Origin of the sequence: Anabaena sp. PCC 7938 (assembly GCF_049315035.1) — a bacterium.
Lineage (GTDB): Bacteria > Cyanobacteriota > Cyanobacteriia > Cyanobacteriales > Nostocaceae > Anabaena > Anabaena cylindrica.
Window position 1 is genome coordinate 3,324,660 of sequence record NZ_CP186034.1, and the last position, 17,445, is coordinate 3,342,104.

General features: G+C 38.6%; 18 protein-coding genes. 8 read left to right on the forward strand and 10 right to left on the reverse strand.

Going from position 1 to position 17,445, the window contains the following annotated elements; genetic code table 11:
• Positions 1 to 13 precede the first annotated feature (13 nt).
• The gene (locus ACOWPH_RS15345; RefSeq protein ID WP_015216246.1) at positions 14 to 667 is read right to left on the reverse strand and encodes a class I SAM-dependent methyltransferase; all 654 of its coding nucleotides are present in this window, start codon (positions 665 to 667) and stop codon (positions 14 to 16) included.
• A gap of 229 nt (positions 668 to 896) precedes the next feature.
• Complete coding sequence (locus ACOWPH_RS15350; protein ID WP_042466119.1) at positions 897 to 1,631, reverse strand: DUF4386 domain-containing protein; 735 nt, start codon at positions 1,629 to 1,631, stop codon at positions 897 to 899.
• 175 nt (positions 1,632 to 1,806) lie between these two features.
• Between ACOWPH_RS15350 and ACOWPH_RS15355 the strand changes: the two genes are divergently transcribed.
• The gene (locus ACOWPH_RS15355) at positions 1,807 to 2,841 is read left to right on the forward strand and encodes an AraC family transcriptional regulator (protein WP_015216248.1); all 1,035 of its coding nucleotides are present in this window, start codon (positions 1,807 to 1,809) and stop codon (positions 2,839 to 2,841) included.
• A gap of 50 nt (positions 2,842 to 2,891) precedes the next feature.
• Positions 2,892 to 3,278: a response regulator gene (locus ACOWPH_RS15360; RefSeq protein ID WP_015216249.1), complete on the forward strand. Its 387-nt coding sequence runs from the start codon at positions 2,892 to 2,894 to the stop codon at positions 3,276 to 3,278.
• A gap of 247 nt (positions 3,279 to 3,525) precedes the next feature.
• On the opposite strand, the gene ACOWPH_RS15365 is transcribed toward ACOWPH_RS15360, so the two are convergent.
• The gene (locus ACOWPH_RS15365) at positions 3,526 to 4,161 is read right to left on the reverse strand and encodes a MotA/TolQ/ExbB proton channel family protein (protein ID WP_015216250.1); all 636 of its coding nucleotides are present in this window, start codon (positions 4,159 to 4,161) and stop codon (positions 3,526 to 3,528) included.
• Between the two features lie 253 nt (positions 4,162 to 4,414).
• Between ACOWPH_RS15365 and ACOWPH_RS15370 the strand changes: the two genes are divergently transcribed.
• Positions 4,415 to 4,852: a helix-turn-helix transcriptional regulator gene (locus ACOWPH_RS15370; protein ID WP_042465264.1), complete on the forward strand. Its 438-nt coding sequence runs from the start codon at positions 4,415 to 4,417 to the stop codon at positions 4,850 to 4,852.
• Between the two features lie 7 nt (positions 4,853 to 4,859).
• Here the strand turns inward: ACOWPH_RS15370 and ACOWPH_RS15375 are convergent, their stop codons facing one another.
• From ACOWPH_RS15375 to ACOWPH_RS15390, 4 genes are all read right to left on the reverse strand, one after another.
• A complete protein-coding gene (locus ACOWPH_RS15375; protein ID WP_015216252.1) occupies positions 4,860 to 5,597 on the reverse strand; it encodes a DevA family ABC transporter ATP-binding protein in 738 nt (245 codons plus the stop codon).
• Between the two features lie 81 nt (positions 5,598 to 5,678).
• Positions 5,679 to 6,860, reverse strand: coding sequence for an ABC transporter permease DevC (gene devC / locus ACOWPH_RS15380; protein WP_015216253.1), 1,182 nt, complete (start codon positions 6,858 to 6,860; stop codon positions 5,679 to 5,681).
• Between the two features lie 48 nt (positions 6,861 to 6,908).
• A complete protein-coding gene (locus tag ACOWPH_RS15385) occupies positions 6,909 to 8,198 on the reverse strand; it encodes an ABC exporter membrane fusion protein (RefSeq protein WP_015216254.1) in 1,290 nt (429 codons plus the stop codon).
• A 29-nt stretch (positions 8,199 to 8,227) separates the two neighbouring features.
• On the reverse strand, positions 8,228 to 8,803 hold the full coding sequence (locus tag ACOWPH_RS15390) for a TetR/AcrR family transcriptional regulator (protein WP_015216255.1): 576 nt from the start codon (positions 8,801 to 8,803) through the stop codon (positions 8,228 to 8,230).
• A 312-nt stretch (positions 8,804 to 9,115) separates the two neighbouring features.
• On the opposite strand from ACOWPH_RS15390, the gene ACOWPH_RS15395 reads away from it, so the two are divergent.
• On the forward strand, positions 9,116 to 10,354 hold the full coding sequence (locus tag ACOWPH_RS15395; RefSeq protein ID WP_042466121.1) for an HhoA/HhoB/HtrA family serine endopeptidase: 1,239 nt from the start codon (positions 9,116 to 9,118) through the stop codon (positions 10,352 to 10,354).
• 179 nt (positions 10,355 to 10,533) lie between these two features.
• Here the strand turns inward: ACOWPH_RS15395 and ACOWPH_RS15400 are convergent, their stop codons facing one another.
• From ACOWPH_RS15400 to ACOWPH_RS15410, 3 genes are all read right to left on the reverse strand, one after another.
• Positions 10,534 to 10,809 carry a hypothetical protein gene (locus ACOWPH_RS15400; protein WP_015216257.1) on the reverse strand — a complete coding sequence of 92 codons (276 nt, stop codon included), beginning with the start codon at positions 10,807 to 10,809 and terminating at the stop codon, positions 10,534 to 10,536.
• Between the two features lie 642 nt (positions 10,810 to 11,451).
• A complete protein-coding gene (locus tag ACOWPH_RS15405; protein WP_015216258.1) occupies positions 11,452 to 12,138 on the reverse strand; it encodes an NYN domain-containing protein in 687 nt (228 codons plus the stop codon).
• 329 nt (positions 12,139 to 12,467) lie between these two features.
• Positions 12,468 to 12,995 carry a universal stress protein gene (locus ACOWPH_RS15410; RefSeq protein WP_042466122.1) on the reverse strand — a complete coding sequence of 176 codons (528 nt, stop codon included), beginning with the start codon at positions 12,993 to 12,995 and terminating at the stop codon, positions 12,468 to 12,470.
• A gap of 336 nt (positions 12,996 to 13,331) precedes the next feature.
• Here ACOWPH_RS15410 and ACOWPH_RS15415 point away from each other — a divergent pair, with 336 nt between their 5' ends.
• The 4 genes from ACOWPH_RS15415 to ACOWPH_RS15430 all read left to right on the forward strand — a co-directional run bounded on the left by ACOWPH_RS15415 (position 13,332) and on the right by ACOWPH_RS15430 (position 17,249).
• Entirely contained in the window at positions 13,332 to 14,036 is a 705-nt protein-coding gene (locus ACOWPH_RS15415) for a phosphoribosyltransferase (protein WP_015216260.1), read from the forward strand.
• Positions 14,037 to 14,345: 309 nt separating this feature from the next.
• Positions 14,346 to 15,212, forward strand: coding sequence for a substrate-binding domain-containing protein (locus ACOWPH_RS15420; protein ID WP_015216261.1), 867 nt, complete (start codon positions 14,346 to 14,348; stop codon positions 15,210 to 15,212).
• A 23-nt stretch (positions 15,213 to 15,235) separates the two neighbouring features.
• The gene (locus tag ACOWPH_RS15425; protein ID WP_422665592.1) at positions 15,236 to 17,026 is read left to right on the forward strand and encodes a HAMP domain-containing protein; all 1,791 of its coding nucleotides are present in this window, start codon (positions 15,236 to 15,238) and stop codon (positions 17,024 to 17,026) included.
• Complete coding sequence (locus ACOWPH_RS15430) at positions 17,019 to 17,249, forward strand: sensor histidine kinase (protein ID WP_422665593.1); 231 nt, start codon at positions 17,019 to 17,021, stop codon at positions 17,247 to 17,249. Before ACOWPH_RS15425 ends, ACOWPH_RS15430 begins: the two co-directional genes overlap by 8 nt.
• The last annotated feature ends 196 nt before the right edge of the window (positions 17,250 to 17,445 follow it).

The window sequence follows — 17,445 nt, forward strand, 5'->3', positions numbered from 1 at the left end:
AGGAAAACTATACTCAAGATTTTGCTTTCGCACTGGCATCACGCGCTAAACCGCAGGTGCAAAAGAATTCTTGATGATGGGTACTTTTACCAGAGAATGTGCTAATTTCTGTAAATCCAGCAGTCTTCAGCATCATTTCGACTTCCGCTACTTCATAGGCTACAAATCCATGTTGAGAAAACTTCTGTTTGTCTAAAAATGCCTTGGAGGTGTAGCTAATAACTAATTTACCGCCAGGGAGCAAAATTCGGTGGCACTCAGTCAACACTTGTAAGGCATCTGACCAGAAATAAAGGGTATTGACTGTGCAGAGTCGATGGAAATGATGATCTGGAAAGGGCAATTTGGTAGCATCTGCTAAATATAGTTCTACTTTGTCTTGGTGTATGAAATGCTGAAACCTCTGTTGACAGATATTTAGAGCTTCGGGCGATCGCTCAACTCCTACTATTAAGGCTGGTATCCCCGTGTTTACAATTTTGTGTATGAGATCGCCACCACCAAACCCAATTTCGAGAACGTGAACACCTGACTGCAAATGCAATAACTGCAAAACTAAGTCATTCATGGCGGCGTTATTTCGATTCAGCAGTCGCAGGAGTAACCGTCCAAACCAGCCCGATGGAAACCCAAGCTGATTGGCAATAAATGCACGGATTATTTGCATAGAAGTAAGATACCAAGAATAATTGAACGCAGATAAACACAGATAAGTAGCTCGGCAAAATTAATTAGACATTTTTCCAAAAAATAGAAATCCCTGGAATCTTGTTCTGTTGCCTGTTCCCCGTTCCCTTCTCAAAATGTACAATTTATTTTGCACGACTACTTAAAGACTGATAATTCAATTGATGTCGTCATTCTGTGCAGCGTCACATAAAATTGGTATGAGATGCTTAAATCTGTTCTGTTTGAATAACCAGTCGTTTTTGAGGTACTCGCAGTAATGAGATACCAACTATTAGTAACCAGATTTCCCACAAAATGAACCCTATGGGTGTAGCTTCTACTATAGGCATAGAGGGAATTACTGTTGCCAGTAGTTCACTTTGTCCCAACAACAACAGCGGTGTGGTGAATAAACCCCACCAAGCAATCCAGGATTTGAATAGGGGCGACGATCGCATTGTCATCCCCACTCCCAAAGTCCAGCCGATTAGTAAAGTCTGCCCCAGATGCTCACCAATCACAACACCCCCATACTGATGCACTGCCTGATAAACCACACTTACCGCTTCCCGTGTGGCTGTGCTGGCGGTTGTATCTGTGTAAAGGTTTGCCAGCACCGGAACGACAAATACCCAACGCATTAGCCCCACAGCCTGAAGAGTACCAGAAATAGCACCCATAAATGTTGCCATGGTGAGATAGGGTGCATCTTTGCAGTCAAGGACTTTGTGCAGCAGAATACTGGCAGGAATAAACAGTAGTGCAGCCAGCCCAAAGGTAAACCAGGTGAGAATCAGTTTTGCTCCCCCTGCGTGAAACTTAGTCAGGACATCAGCGACTGACTGACGGAGAATATCGTCATACTCAAAGGTTTGAATCAGCAGGGTGTAAGGGATATTCGACAGCACGACCAGAAAAATTAATATCATGCCCGTGGTGCGAACGAGTTGTAAACGGCTCATCAAAAATTTCTCTCCATAACCATTTTTATTGAGCGATCGCATGAAAATAATTCAGTTTTCTTATTTACTTGGAAATACCTGAATAAAGCCAATTGGTGATAATCCAACGGTAAGGCTTTCTGCTAAAGTATGAAATGACCAGCCGTGCCAAAAAATTGACTGATCACGCCAATTTATGCAAGATGCTAGGTTCTCAGTTGCTATTGTGCGAGATATTGTGCAGTATGTGGCGGCGCAAGGAGTCGATATCAATTGCTTATACACAGCCGCCAACATCGATCCGGCTTGGCTGGACAACCCAGATCGTCAGGTTTCTGGAGAGGTACTCAAATATCTATGGCGAGAGGCCGTTCAGCAAACAAGCGATCGCTATTTGGGCTTGCACATTGGGGAATCCTTCGACCTATCTGTCATTGGTATAGTTGGCTACGTCCTGTTGAATTGCCAAACCTATGGGCAAGTATTGGAAAAACTCTCCCAATACACCCGTCTTTTTAGTCAGGGTGTGACGATTTACCATACTGTCTCAAAAGGTTGGGCGCATTGTAATTGCGAGATAGTGGGGAACTTGAACAACTATCTAATTGATGAGCCGCGACACCCCATTGAAAGTACGTTCGCAGCCCTGGTAACAGCCACGCAGCAACTCACCGGAAAACCCCTACAAGCTGCTGCTGTTTGGTTTCAGCATCAGAGTCCAGAAGACTGTTCTGAGCATGAGCGAATTTTTCGGACAACGGTGCAGTTTTCCCAACCGATGAATCGAATTGTATTCGATTCCAACTGTTTGAACTGGTCGGTGCGATCAGCAAATGCTAACCTGCTCTCTGTCTTTGAACATCATGCAATCACAATGCTTAATGCTCAGAAGCAATCACAGGGCTATCCCCAAAAGGTTATCTCCAGTATTACTCAGCAATTACATGGGGAAGTGCCTACCATTGAAGCGATCGCTCACAGCCTGACCATCAGTGTAAGACAACTCCAGCGAGAATTACAAGCTGAAAATACATCCTACCAACAGCTTCTAGACAAAACCCGTAGAGAGCTTGCTATGCGTCATTTACAGAACAGAGAAACATCTATTCACGATGTGGCATTTCTCCTGGGATTTTCTGAACCTAGCGCCTTTCATCGTGCTTTCAAACGATGGACAAAACAAACACCCCGCAGCTATAGATTGGCACAGAGCATTCTTGGTGATGAGTAGGAGTCAGGAAGATGAGATAAAATTTAAAGTTGATGAAGGTGATAGCAAAAATGACGCACAAACGAATATTAATAGTTGATAATGAGCAATATATTCAAGAAGTGGCAAAGATTTGCTTGGAAACCGTCGCTGGTTGGGAAGTATTCACGGCTGGTTCTGGAAAAGAAGGAATAGTAAAGGCTGAAAATTATCAACCAGATGCTATTCTTTTGGATGTGATGATGCCAGATATGGATGGACTTGCTGCGTTTGAAAATTTACAGGCTAATCCAGCTACGAAGGCAATTCCAGTGATTTTGTTAACTGCAAAAATTCAAATAGCTGATCGTCGTCGTTATGCTCAATTGGGAATTAAAAGTGCGATCGCTAAACCATTCGATCCGCTATCATTAGCAGGGCAGGTGGCAGCCGCTTTAGGCTGGACTTTGGAAAATTAGATGCAACGAGAGCATAGAATTAAGATATCAAGAATAATTGACCGCAGATAAACGCAGATAAAGACGGATAATTTAGAAAACTCCACAAAAGAGATGATCCAATCTTGTGGGATGGGCATCCTGCCCGTCCTTGTATTATTAGCAGGCTTTTCGGCCTGAACAACAAGAAATTGTGGGATATTTTTTTATTTGGAAGTCTCTTAATTGATGTCATCATTTAGTGCAGCTTCATATAAAATTAGTCTGTTTAACGACCCCTTCTTTCATAACGACGACGGTAGAGTAATTCTAACTGTCCACCATATTCTTGAATCCAAGCAATCTGACGTATATAAAATCCCCGAAATGTATTCGCAAAGAAAAGCGTAAAAATAGCCACGACTAATCCTGATGCTGTGGATACTAATGCTTCACTAATCCCCGCTGTCACACCCGCTGTTTTACTACCACCCACATCACCAATATTCAAAGAAGCAAAAGAAGCAATTAACCCCAAAACTGTACCCAGTAAGCCTAACAGGGGAGCAAGACCAATAATTGTATCAAAAATGTTTTGGAATCTTTTTAGTAAAGGAATCTCTCCCTGTGCTTCACTTTCTAAAGCCAAGCGGAATTCTTCTGGAGTAGGTTCTTCCAATTCTAAAGCAGCTAAAAAAATCCGCGCGATAGGTAAATCAACATTTTTCTGCAAATTATCTAAAGCACTAACTACATTACCTTGACGATAAAAATTTAGCACTTCCCTAACCACCCGGTTCTGACGACCACTCAGCTTTACCCAAAAGGTGATCCGTTCCATGATTAGTGCTACTGCTAACACAGAAAAAAACAGCAGCGGCCACATGACTACGCCACCGGCTTGAAATAGATTACTAATTTCCATTTACTATCTTGTAAATCCTGCACACAGCTAGATTAACAGATTGTTGCTAACAGCAAACTATAAGTAGGGGATGCCTGGCAGTTAAAGTGCGTTATTTTACAATCGTGTCTGTATGGATCGGAGGCGAAATATTTTTTTGTTAATGATTTAAAATAAAAAATCAGCAATACAAAACAATAAATTGGTATTACCTAATTAATTTTACTTCTTAGGTAATGCCACATTTGAAAAAATGAGTGATAGGTTAAAGACTATGATCTTCAATGAATGGCAGTACAATATCACTAAGGCACAGATGAAAAAATTTGAGTTAGCAATAGCTCAATATGCTAGTAAACCAGTTCCAGAAGATGAAAACCAAAAGCTACGCCACCAGGCTCGTATTGATTCACTACAAAGCCAAATTGAGGAGTTTATTCAAGAGATAGAAGAGTACGAAAATCTCAAAAACAATCAAAATAAAATTGAGCGATTGCAATATGATAGTTTAGAAAAATTACCAGAAGCATTAATCAAAGCGCGGATTATTCGCGGATACACTCAAGAAAGTTTCGCCAAACTTTTAGGAGTTAAACCTCAACAGGTACAACGTGATGAAGCAAATGGGTATGCCAGTGCTAGTTTAACAAAACTTTTGAAAATTCAACATACTCTCAATCTGGAAATCCGGGAGGAGATTATCTTTAAATAAAGGAATATTAATTTAATTTTACTCCAATATCTATACCATCACTCTTCAATTGTCCATCTTCCATATAAATGATGCGATCTGCTATATCCAATATCCGATTATCGTGGGTGACAAGCAAAATCGTACAACCTTGTTCTTTAGCTAATTTTTGCATTAATTCCACCACATCGCGTCCAGATTGTTTATCTAAGGACGCTGTGGGTTCATCAGCTAGAACTATTTTAGGATGACTAACTAAAGCACGTGCGATCGCAACTCGTTGCTTTTGTCCCCCCGATAAACTCTCTGGATAGTAATCAACACGCTCACCTAAACCCACTTCTGCTAACATTGCTATAGCTTTGGCATTAATATCTCCTTGCAGATAATCCTCATGCAACTCCAAAGACATCCGCACATTTTCTTTCGCTGTTAAAAACGTCATCAAGTTATGCGCTTGGAAAATATAACCAATCTGACGACGCAACTTAGTTAATTGTCCCTTACTCGCACCACTCATTTCCTGACCCAATATTTGCAAACTCCCCTCTTGCGCGGAACGCAACCCACCCATAAGTGATAACAACGTTGTTTTACCTGAACCAGAAGGCCCCGTCATAATCACAATTTCACCAGTCTTAATCTCTAAATTGATGTCAAATAACACTTGTTTTTTTAGTCCACCTTCACCAAAATAATGATTGAGTTTGGAAACAGTAATTACCGTTTCTGAAGCAACGTTGGATTTCGTCGAGACTTGTAACATAGATTTTTTATCCGTTTTAACTAATCAAGACAGCTTTGTTACTCCCCTCCACAAAACAGCGGGTTGGGGTTCCCAGAAAGCCTAAAAAACATCCGCAGGGTCAGCAGAACCTAGTTTTCGGATAGCGATTGCCCCCGAAATACTACACATAATTACAGTCAAAATAAAAACATTAATTGCCCGGTCTGCTTTCATAAAAATGGGTAACAAAGTGGCAGAATAAGTGACTTGGTACAGCCCAAAAGATAGGAAAAATGCTGGTAAAAAACCCAGAAAAGCTAAAAGTAATGCTTCTTGTAACAAGACAACCAAAAAATAGGTATCTGTATAACCCATTGCTTTGAGAGTGGCATATTCTGGTAAATGATCGGAAACATCAGAATAAAGAATTTGATAAACAATCACGATACCAACAATAAAACCTACTCCGACACCCATACCAAAAATAAAACCAATACCTGTACCATTAGCCCAATAACTTTTTTCTTTTTGAGCAAAATCTTCAGGTGTTCCCACTTGAACAAAGGGATTTTTTGGATCTGGATTTAATCCTATTATCAGTTGTGCTTTGACTTTTTCAATATCAGCACCAGGCTTGAGAGTAATTAAACCCACTTCAATTTGATCTGCTTTCCGAGTGGGAAATAGTTCTAAAAAAGTCGAATCACTAGCAACAACATTACCATCAGCCGCAAAGGAAGCACCATTACTAAATAAACCTTTAACGCTAACAGATTTACTATTTAGTTCTGTTTGAAAATTACCTGTTTTTTTAAAGATATCACCCACCGCACCATATTCAGGACGACCGGCTTGATCAAACATTACTTGATTCAGTTGCTTGAGGTAATCTTTATTTTTTTGCACTTCAGGAAATATCAAACCTGGTTGTGTTGGATCTACACCCCAAACTAAGATAGCCCTATCAATTCGTGTCTCTGGATTTCGCCACTGTCCAGTACCAATATAAACAGAGTTAACTGATTTTACGCCATCATAACTCAATGCTTGATATAGTCTTTCTCTAGAAAAGCTTTTAACTGAAAACAGAGTTTCAAATTGAGGATTAATTAAAACTAAATCAGCTTGTAAATTGCGATGTGGTTGAATAGCTGCATCAAATAAAGCACTTTCAAAACCCATCTGAATAAACATCAGCATATCTGCAAAAGTAATCCCAGCGACTGCAATAGCCAGCCGTGTTTTTTCTTTCATTAACTGTCGCCAAGCTAGAGGCGTTTTGCGAAATAATTGAGATACCATTGAAAATTATTTTAAAATGAATAACTTTGACCAATCACCAACCACCAATTACAATTCGATTGCTGTTTGTACTTGCAAGTTAGTTAAACCTGCAACTTTTTTACTGTCTTCAGGGGTAAGGCGAATTTTTACTTCAATTACTCGACTATCGAGGTTTTCACCGGGTTGATTGCTAAACACATTTTGGCGGTTGACTTGTAAGCCAATTTGTGAGACTGTTCCCCGCAGTTCACCTGTAAATGAGGGACTGGTAATTAAGGCTTTTTGTCCTAATTTGACTTTACTAATATCAGTTTGATAAACTTCTGCCACTGCCAGCATTTGGTCTGTTTGTGCAAAGTCCGCAATTCCAGTATTCTCTATTTTTTCGCCAGCACGGGTATGAATTTTGAGTATTTGTCCATCCATTGGGGCGCGGATATAGGCTGCTTCTAGGTCAGTTTGGGCGCGTTTGAGGGTAGCGATCGCACTTTCAACTTCTGTTTGTGCTAAATTCACATCTACCGGACGAACCTCGGCAATACTATTCAGCGTAGCTTTGGCTTCGCTAATTTGTTTATTACTGGTGGCATTAATTCGAGTTAATGCAACTTTGGCTTCTGCTAGTTGCTTGGTGGCGGTGGAATTGATGCGGTTGAGAATTGCTTTAGCTTCTTCTAATTGCTGTTTGGCAGTTTCCACATTTAAACGTTTGCTGTCAATCACAGAATTAGAAACAGCACCTTCAGAATATAACTGTTGATAGCGTTGAGATTCGGCTTCAGCATTATTCAGTTCTGCGGCTAATTTATTAATAGTTGCTGCTTGAGCAATTCTATCACCTTGCCATTGAGCTTCTATGCGAGCAATATTTTCTTGTTGGGATTTTTTATCGCCTTCAGATTGGGCTTTTATCCGTTCAAGACTCGCTTGTTGTGCTTGAATATCTCCCGATTTAGCCCCAGCTTTGATTTGCTCAAGTCTAGCTTGGGAAACTCTAACTTGTTTCTCACTTTGTTGGACAGCATTTTGCAAGTAATCGCGTGAATTTAAAACTGCAATCACTTGTTTGGCTTTGACTCTATCACCTTCTTTCACTAAAACCTCCGCAATGCGATCGCCATCTAATGCTAAAGGTGCAGACAAGCTAATAACTTCTGTCTCTGGTTCTAGTCTGCCTAAAGCAGTCACTTTTATCGGCGTAGGTGCAGCTTCTGCTAATTCCAATGTGGAATTTTTAGCAATTTGTCCAAAATTATAAATACCATAAGTCGTCATCCCGGCTATAATAGCAGTAGTAGTTATCAGTAAACCGATAAACCCTTTATTTGCAGGTTTGAATAACAGTTTTTGATTCATTTCTATTTACCAAAAGACTCCCCAGTCACCTATGATTTTTGCTGTAAATAAGCAGTTAACATTTTTTCTAACAAAGCGCATTGTTCAGGAAAATTAATTGTTTCATTACCCCATAGTTTTTCTAGAATTACTCCATTGACAAAGCTTAAAATAAAAGATGCTAATACTACATCTTGAATGCCTAATAAGTCACAGGCTACTTGTTGGCATCTTTGATTAGCGTGTTTGAAAACTGTGCTATTACTCAGCATAGCTTTTGATTCTTGATGTTGACAAAAATTAACCCATACATAAGTCCATTTAATTAGGTATTCCTCATTTTTAACAAGATAATTACCTAAGGATGTCATCAATTCAGATAAGTTATTCTTTCCTCCCAATTCTGCTAAAGCTGTAATCACATCCTGTTGAGTAATTTCTTCCACCAGTTGCTCAAATAAAGCCTGTTTACTGGGAAAATAGTGATATAACGTACCCGTAGAAACATTTAAACTTTGAGCAATTTGCCGCATGGTTATAGATCCATAACCTTTTTCAGCGAATAAATCGAAACACTTGCCGATTAATTCTTTGCGGTACTGTTCATGATCAACAATTTTCGGCATTACTCAGCTTATTTATATCGAACGGTCGTTATTTTTTTAAATAAAACACATAACTATGAACCTTGTCAAGATTTGACCGATGATTTATCGAAGGCAGGCTGTCACGCACTTGGCGATAATTAGGTGATCAAATTGTGAAGATTGCTATAATGTCAACAGATTTTTATGGATTTGTTGGAAAAATTCATATTTGTGAGTGTATCCAAATATAAAGACCGGAAATTTTCCCCATACTGCTACACTTTTGCAACAAAAGCATCAAAAATAATATCTACCTTAGTAATAGTCCTCAATATTTATCCCGTACATCAAATGTCAAAACAAACACAAGAACAAGATAATCTTTTACCAAAAAGCCATCATGATGCACCCTGGAAAAAGGCAGCGGCCTCTTTATCCTTGGTGCTGCTGGGATCAGGTATGACCCTAGCAGGTGGTTATCTAGCTGGAAACCAACAGCAGCTATCTGAAACTGCATCTAAACTGGCAGTCAGCCGAGTCAATGCGGCTTCCCCATTAGCAGCAAATACAGATCCTAATTTTATTACTCAAGTTGTCGAAAAAGTAGGGCCTGCGGTAGTGCGAATTAACTCGGCTCGCACTGTTACAACCCAGTTACCAGAGGAGTTCAATGATCCATTTTTCCGCCGCTTTTTTGGTTCACAACTACCAATGCAAGGAAGAAATCGGGTAGAAAGAGGTACTGGCTCAGGTTTTATCCTCAGTGCAGATGGTCGAATTCTTACCAATGCTCACGTGGTTGATGGTGCTGACACAGTGAGTGTCACTCTCAAAGATGGGCGTAGCTTTGAAGGTAAAGTAATTGGGAAAGATGAATTAACTGATGTTGCGGTTGTGAAAATTCAAGCGAATAATTTGCCAACAGTGAGTATAGGTAATTCTGACCAACTACAAGCGGGACAATGGGCGATCGCAATTGGTAATCCTCTAGGGTTAGATAATACCGTAACGACAGGCATTATCAGCGGTACCGGACGCTCTAGTAATCAAGTTGGCGTTCCCGATAAGCGAGTAGAATTTATTCAAACCGACGCAGCAATTAACCCCGGTAACTCTGGTGGCCCTTTGCTAAATGCTCGCGGGGAAGTTATTGGTATGAATACGGCTATCATTCAAGGAGCGCAGGGTTTAGGATTTTCTATTCCTATTAACACAGCACAACGCATTTCTAATCAACTTATAACTACAGGTAAAGCGCAACATCCTTATTTAGGAATTCAAATGGTGGGTTTAACACCTGAGTTGAAGCAACGTCTCAACTCAGATCCCAATAGTGGTTTAAGTGTAAAAGAAGACAAAGGTGTTTTGATAGTCAAAGTTATGGTTAATTCACCAGCGGACAAAGCCGGAATACGCGCAGGTGATGTTATTCAAAAGCTCAATGGCCAATTAGTCACAGATGCGGCTAGTGTCCAGAAAGCTGTCGAAAAAGCCCAAATTGGCGGAAATTTGCGTCTAGATCTGCGTCGCAATAACCAGAATATCAACATAGGTGTTAGTCCTGGTACTTTTCCCACGCGAGTTCAATAATATTTTCAAACTAGGGACGGAATCATTCTGTCCCCAGGGTTATTTCATTCTAGATTTAGGTAACGAATTTAGGTATTCTCAGCCGTTGAGAGATAGAATCCCTGAAGCCTAAGATGTCAAAATTTAGAATGAAACAGCCCTGATTCTGTCTCTAATCTAAAATATTTCTGCGTGGTTACTTAAATCAAATAATAGGAAATACTACAAGCAAATATTGCTAAAAGCACAGGAATTACAGTACTAAATTCTAGCTTGCCATTCTTAATAATTTTTAAACACCATAGAGGAATCATTAAAGGCCAGAAGATAGTAGTTGTTAAACACATAATAAATGATAAAAATTTATCTTCTGGAGTAGATGCAGGGTGACGCAGGGAAAAACTTAACCAATTGGTAAAAAAATAGCAAGTCATTAACAGATAACTAATTACTAAAGTCAATTGGATCTGATTCACGTTTTGCACTCCTTAGATTATGCGAGATCCAGTAATAATGTCTGTATTCAGGTTATTAGTATAGTTTGTACAGTGAAGATGCATAAGTTTGCGAAGAGACTTTCGTATTTAATAACTTTGAAGCTAACTATACATTCTGCACTCAAGTCAATATTAATCGAATCCTAAAAAACACCTTAATCAGTATTCTCACCGAATTTAAAATTTCAAGAATTGGGACAGTAATTATACATAGCAATGTTAACTAACTATTCTCACCTTGGTATAGCACAGATCTAACAGAAGGTGCAAATAAAATGCAGCATTTGCTACGTTATAAGTTGATGTAAGCAGTTGCACAAAATAAATTATCTAGTTTTCTCCATTCTTCATTTTATGAGCATTCTGAACCGCAGGTCTGCGTAGCATCTCCTGACTCCCGAATTCTTACAATAATTCTGCGTTGCTCGACACCATTTGTGGGGACAATTCATACATTTTCCCCACAGCTTTTCTACTCCTATATCTATTGAAGATGACTAAATTTGGTAGTTGTTGGAAACATCTCCACAGAATTGATCCCATTGCGACTTATCCGACAATAAAATTCTTCTTTTTATAAAGCTAGTTAGGTTTCTATTAGTTCAGCAAATGTTTGAGTATTTAAATTTGAGAAGTGGACGAAGTGCGATAACTATAGCCAACATGAGAATCCTTTTGAATATGCTGTTTAATGCTGTCGAAGTCGATGAAGTAGTCAGCCACATCAATCAGGCTATCACTAGTCATTGTTTGCAAACCGATCACTTCTACTCTAGATCCCAAGCTGCTGACAGCACTGACAGCATAGGCTAAATCACCATCACCACTGACTAAAACAGCAGTATCGTAATAGGGTGCTAGAGTAATCATATCAACGGCAATTTCTACATTGAGATTGGGTTTTTTGCAATTTTCGGCAACTGCAACTATCTCTTTAGCAACTACACGATAGCCATTGCGACGCATCCATAATAGAAACCCTTGTTGTTTTTCCTTGCTGGCATCAACCCCGGTATAAAAGAAAGCTCGCAACAATCGAGAACTCTGTGTTAAACGACATAGCAATTTAACGTAGTCGATTTCAATGCCTAGTTGCAAAGCTGCGTGAAATAGGTTTAAGCCATCTATAAAAATTGCCACTCGACCGCGACCCCGATCATCCTCATTGGGAACATCGGTCATTATCTCTTGTGGCTTGATTTCTCTGCCTTTGACACCATTTTTTACTGTGGGTGGCCCTTGCCAATGAGGTTTTTCTTTAAGTTCTTTATATTCGTTTGTTTTTTTGTTAAGATTAGTAAAACTCATAGATACCTCTAGATTTTAAATTTGGGATGTATTTGATAAATTACTAATACTAGTATAGTCTGTACCCAGTTAATAACCGTAGTTATAAAAGCAATAAGAAATTGTATACAGACACTAGCTACAAATAAATTTAACTCATTGAGACTGAGCCATATCTTAAATTAAAGTAATGGATGAGAGTAACTACAGCAATAGTATTATAGTGCTGACTGATATTGTGATTCAAACCCAGATGTGAGCAGCCTTTCATTGCTCCTATTCGCAGAGCAGAAAAAGCAAAATTTTTTTGATTTGTCCTAGCTTAAATATTAAGAAATTGTGAATTTTTTTTAGATGGAAGTTACTTGAGTGTCTTTGCTATTTGGGATTTTTGTAGGAATTAAACCTTGTACGGTGAGAACTGAGCAATGAGCATGATGTAGTACGTAATTGCTGACACTGCCTAAGAAAACCTCACTGATTCCAGTTATTCCTCTACGACCGACAATAATGAGGTCAGCTGGCCAACTTAATGCTAATTCACAGATTATGCGACCTGCGTCACCTACAGTTTGGGTGATATCAGTTTTGACACCGGCATTAACTGCTGTTTGAGTGAGCGATCGCATCCAGTCAAGTCTTTCTTGCTTGAGTTTATCCCAAGCTTGCATATATTGATTGATGTTTTCTGTATACAAAGTGGGATAAATTGTTTCTGGTTGCAAAAATATAGGATTGAGGTAAGGATCTTCTAAGGGCGATAGCACATGAAGCAACATCAAGGCTGAATTGCTTGTTTTTGCCAAAAATAGGGCTTGCTCGAAAATATACTGACTTGTTTCGGAGTTGTCTAAAGCAACTAAAATTTGGTGAAACATAGTTAATATTCCTTGAGGAGTAGGTAGCAATAAGCAAGCTTGAGCGTCAGTTTCGACAAGTCTTAAGTTTGGTTTTATTTTGCCCATTTACTTATATACAAACCATTTTAACCTTTTTTGACCGGATCGTTATTTCTGATCACCTGCATTTTGGATCTACCATAGAAATTAAGAGAGAATGTTTAACTCTAGAGTTGTATCGAGATTCCTTCTCACATCCCATAAAAACTGGAGAATGGCCTCATCGCCGAATTAAGCAATATATGAGTTTTTTCTGGCGTTGCAGATGAGGAGAAGTTGTTGGTCATCCAAAATCATTACCAGGTGGTGATAGTGATGCTGAAAAGATTTCATAACCGCACAGAAGCAGGACAAATTTTAGCGCAACATTTAACAGCCTATACTCACCGAGAAGACTTGCTAGTATTGGGTTTGCCTCGTGGAGGTGTGCCGGTGGCCTTTGAAGTAGCCAAAAAATTAAATGCACCTCTGGATGTCTGTATAGTCAGAAAACTCGGCGTACCTGGCCATAAAGAATTGGCAATGGGTGCGATCGCAATGCTCACTCTTGGCGAAGCGTCTCATGGAGAAGGTATTGCTAATCAGGGTATGGAGATACTAAATTATGATGTCATCAATGCCTTGGGGATAGACAGGAAAGTTATTGAAATAGTTGCTGCCGAAGAATTGCAAGAATTAAAACGACGCGATCGCACTTATCGGGGTAATGCTCCTCCTTTAAATGTCAAAAATAAAACAGTGATTTTGATAGATGATGGCATTGCTACTGGCTCAACCATGCGTGCTGCGATCGCAATCCTTAAACAACAGCAGCCTACAACCATTGTTGTCGCAGTTCCAGTTGCACCAACAAGCACTTACCAAGAGTTACAGCTAGAAGTAGACAACATAGTTTGTTTGCAAACTCCAAAACAAATGTCTGCTATTGGATTTTGGTATGAAGATTTTTCCCAAACTACAGATGAAGAAGTACGCGCACTTTTAGCCAAGCAATCAGATAGGAGGAAATTATCAGATTGAACTTAGCTATATACCCAGTGTTTTTGTGATGAGTTTTGCTTGCTCTCCTTCAGGCTAATTACGGTGTTAGAGTGTCGTTTGAGAACCTATCGTGTTGATAAAGGTAGTCGTGGGGAATCTTTGCCTGTATTAGCTTATTCTGTGATATTATGAGCAACTATATATCTAAGTAAATATACTAAATTAATCAATAGGATGCGTAGAAAAACATCTCATCCTGAAGATAGATGTAGTTTATATAAAGTAGACGCACTTGACACACAATTTCATTATGATGAATAGAAGTTTGCTAATAACAATATCTTAGATATGAAAAAGATTGCTCATTCAATGACCATAGGATGTATAGTTTTAGGGCTGTGCAGTTGCGCGTCAATCAACTCAACTATGCCAACAGCCTCTAGTCCATCTGCTAGTTCCATAAATTCTTCAAACCAAAAGATCATCAAAATTGGTGGTTCCAGTTCCACGGTGACAGTTTTAAAACTGTTGGCACAAGCTTATCAAGCCCAAAACAACAACATTAAAATTGAGTTTATCTCTAATACTCAGTCAGAAGGAGCGATTGCAGCTTTAAAAAACAACATCCTTGATATTGCTGGTAGCAGTCACAAACTCAAACCCGAAGAAAACAATGGTCAAATTCAATATCGTGAATTGGCAAAAGATTTGTTATTAGTTGCTACCAACAACAGCGTCAAAGGTGTTACTAATTTATCCACTAAACAATTAAAAGCCATTTATCAAAGTGAAATTGCCAACTGGCAAGAATTGGGCGGAGCTAATGCCAACATTATTGTATTGGATAGACCTGAAGACGAGTCAGCAAAAAAATTATTGCGAAAATACTATTTGGGAGCAGAAAAGACCAGCACTAAAGCCATTGTTTTGAATAAAGAAGGACAATTAATTGAAACCTTACAAAATACACCGAATTCCATTGGTGCTTTTTCTTTAGCATATTCTGTAATCAATCAATTACCAGTCAATCGCCTCAGTCTCAATGGTGTTGAACCCACAATAGAAAATTTCAGAAGTGGAAAATATCAAATGGTACGTTACATTGGAATAAACTGGCATAAAAAGCCTTCAGCACCCACTCAGAATTTTATTAATTTTATCTTTAGCGAAGAAGGTAATAAAATTCTGCAAAAAAATGGGTTTATTCCCAATTAATTAGTTAATTAAATAACATTATTATGCAGAGATTTTTTAAGCGGCTGAATCTAAGCCAAAAAATTGTCATACCACTACTCATAGTTTACTTGAGCGTATTCACATCAGGCTTAGTAGTAATAGGAAATTGGTTTACGGAAAATTTAGAGAGAAATTTCCGTCAAGATTTGGAGAGATTTACCGAACGGGTTAATCAAGATTTTCAGTATGAACAGCAAGCCCTACAAACTAAAATCGAACTGATGGCTTATCAAAATAAGCTTCAACAAGCTATTGAGCAAGGAGATCAAGTATTACTGTTACAGGTATTATTGCCACTGAAGACAGTATTAAAATTGGATTGGCTGAAAGTAGTTGATACTAAAGGAAACATCCTTACCGACTTGCGTAGCATTTCACTATCTCAAATGAAAGTATCAGATCAATTAATTACTAGTAGTGCCAGTAATGGAGCGCAATTAATTGATTTTGTTGATGTAGAAAGTGGGAAAAAAATTCTTCAGAGTGTAACTTATTCAATCAAAACACCAACAGGATTACTAGGAGGAATCATTATTGGCAACTTAGTAGATGATAACCTACTGAAAAGAGTTGTATCTGGTTCTTCCAAACATCTAATTATCCAAAAAAATAATCATATAATTGCGACATCCTTATCAATAGAGCAGCATGATAATTGGAAATTACCCGATCCTGAGTTGCCAGTGGCACAAATTATGATTGATAACCAGAACTATTTAGCCAAAAGCATCTTAGTTTATGGAAATAGTCAGTCTTTGACCACTACAGTATTGTTCCCCACATCAACACTAAAAATGGAGCAATGGAGACTATGGCAACATTTGGGATTCTTGTACTTGTTGGGTAGTGCTATTGTGGCAATTGCCGGATTTTTAACGGTGCAAACAATTACTCGTCCCCTAAAAGTTGTTACACAAATTGCACAACAAGTCACCCAAGAATCAAATTTTGATCTCCAAGCTCCGGTCACAACTCAAGACGAAGTTGGGATATTAGCTATTTCTTTTAACCAGTTAATTCAACAGGTAAAGCAACTGTTAATAGAACAATACGAAGCCAACCAAAAACTAGAGGTTTACAGCCAAATACTAGAACAAAAAGTAGAAGAACGCACGCAAGCACTGCGGCAAAAAAATATAGACCTCAATCACACTCTACATGAACTCAAACTTACCCAGTCCCAATTAATCCAAAACGAAAAAATGTCTTCTTTGGGACAAATGATTGCTGGTATTGCCCATGAAATTAATAACCCTGTTAATTTCATCTATGGCAATCTTAAGCACACTGAAGATTATGCTCAACAATTACTATGGTTAATTCAACTTTATCAAAAATATTACCCCTACCCAGAATCAGAAATTCAAAATGCTCAAGAAGAAGCTGATGTTAAATTTTTAATGGAAGATTTTCCAAAAGTATTCACTTCTATGAAGATAGGAGCAAGTCGTATACGAGAAATTGTCCTCAGTTTACGAATCTTTTCTCGTTTGGATGAAGCCGAGTTTAAAATTGCTGATCTCCATGAAGGAATTGATAGCACCCTGTTAATTTTACAACACCGTCTCAAATCCCAAAACATAGATACAAGCGGGAATTTAGATCAACCTCGCCCTCAAATTACAGTGATTAAAGAGTATGGTAAAATTCCTAAAATTAAGTGCTTTTCAGGACAATTAAATCAAGTATTTATGAACGTCTTGGTCAATGCTATTGATGCTTTAGAAGAAGCTTTTCAAAATGGTTTGTTGTCCAGAACCCGTAATTCGTATTTCTTCAGAGCAGGTGGATGAAAACGTCTTTGTTCATATTGTTGATAATGGCACAGGGGTTCCAGAAGAAATCCAGCCTCATCTATTTGACCCCTTTTTCACTACAAAACCAGTTGGCAAAGGTACTGGTATAGGATTGTCGATTAGCTACCAGATTGTTACTGAAAAACATGGTGGTTCCTTGCGTTGCATTTCATCACCAGGTCAGGGTACAGAGTTTGTAATTTCCATCCCTATTCATTAGACTTTTTGCAAAATCCCCACAAGTACTGATATTAGTAACAGTTAAACTATGTCTTTAGGTATAAAAATAAACAAATTATTTGTGTTACGCTACAAGCATGAAAAAAGCAACTCGTCCAGTTTTAAAAAGTATAAATACTGAGTGTACTTAGTAGAGCATAACCTGAAAAAGTTCATAATTATGAGCTTTTAATCCC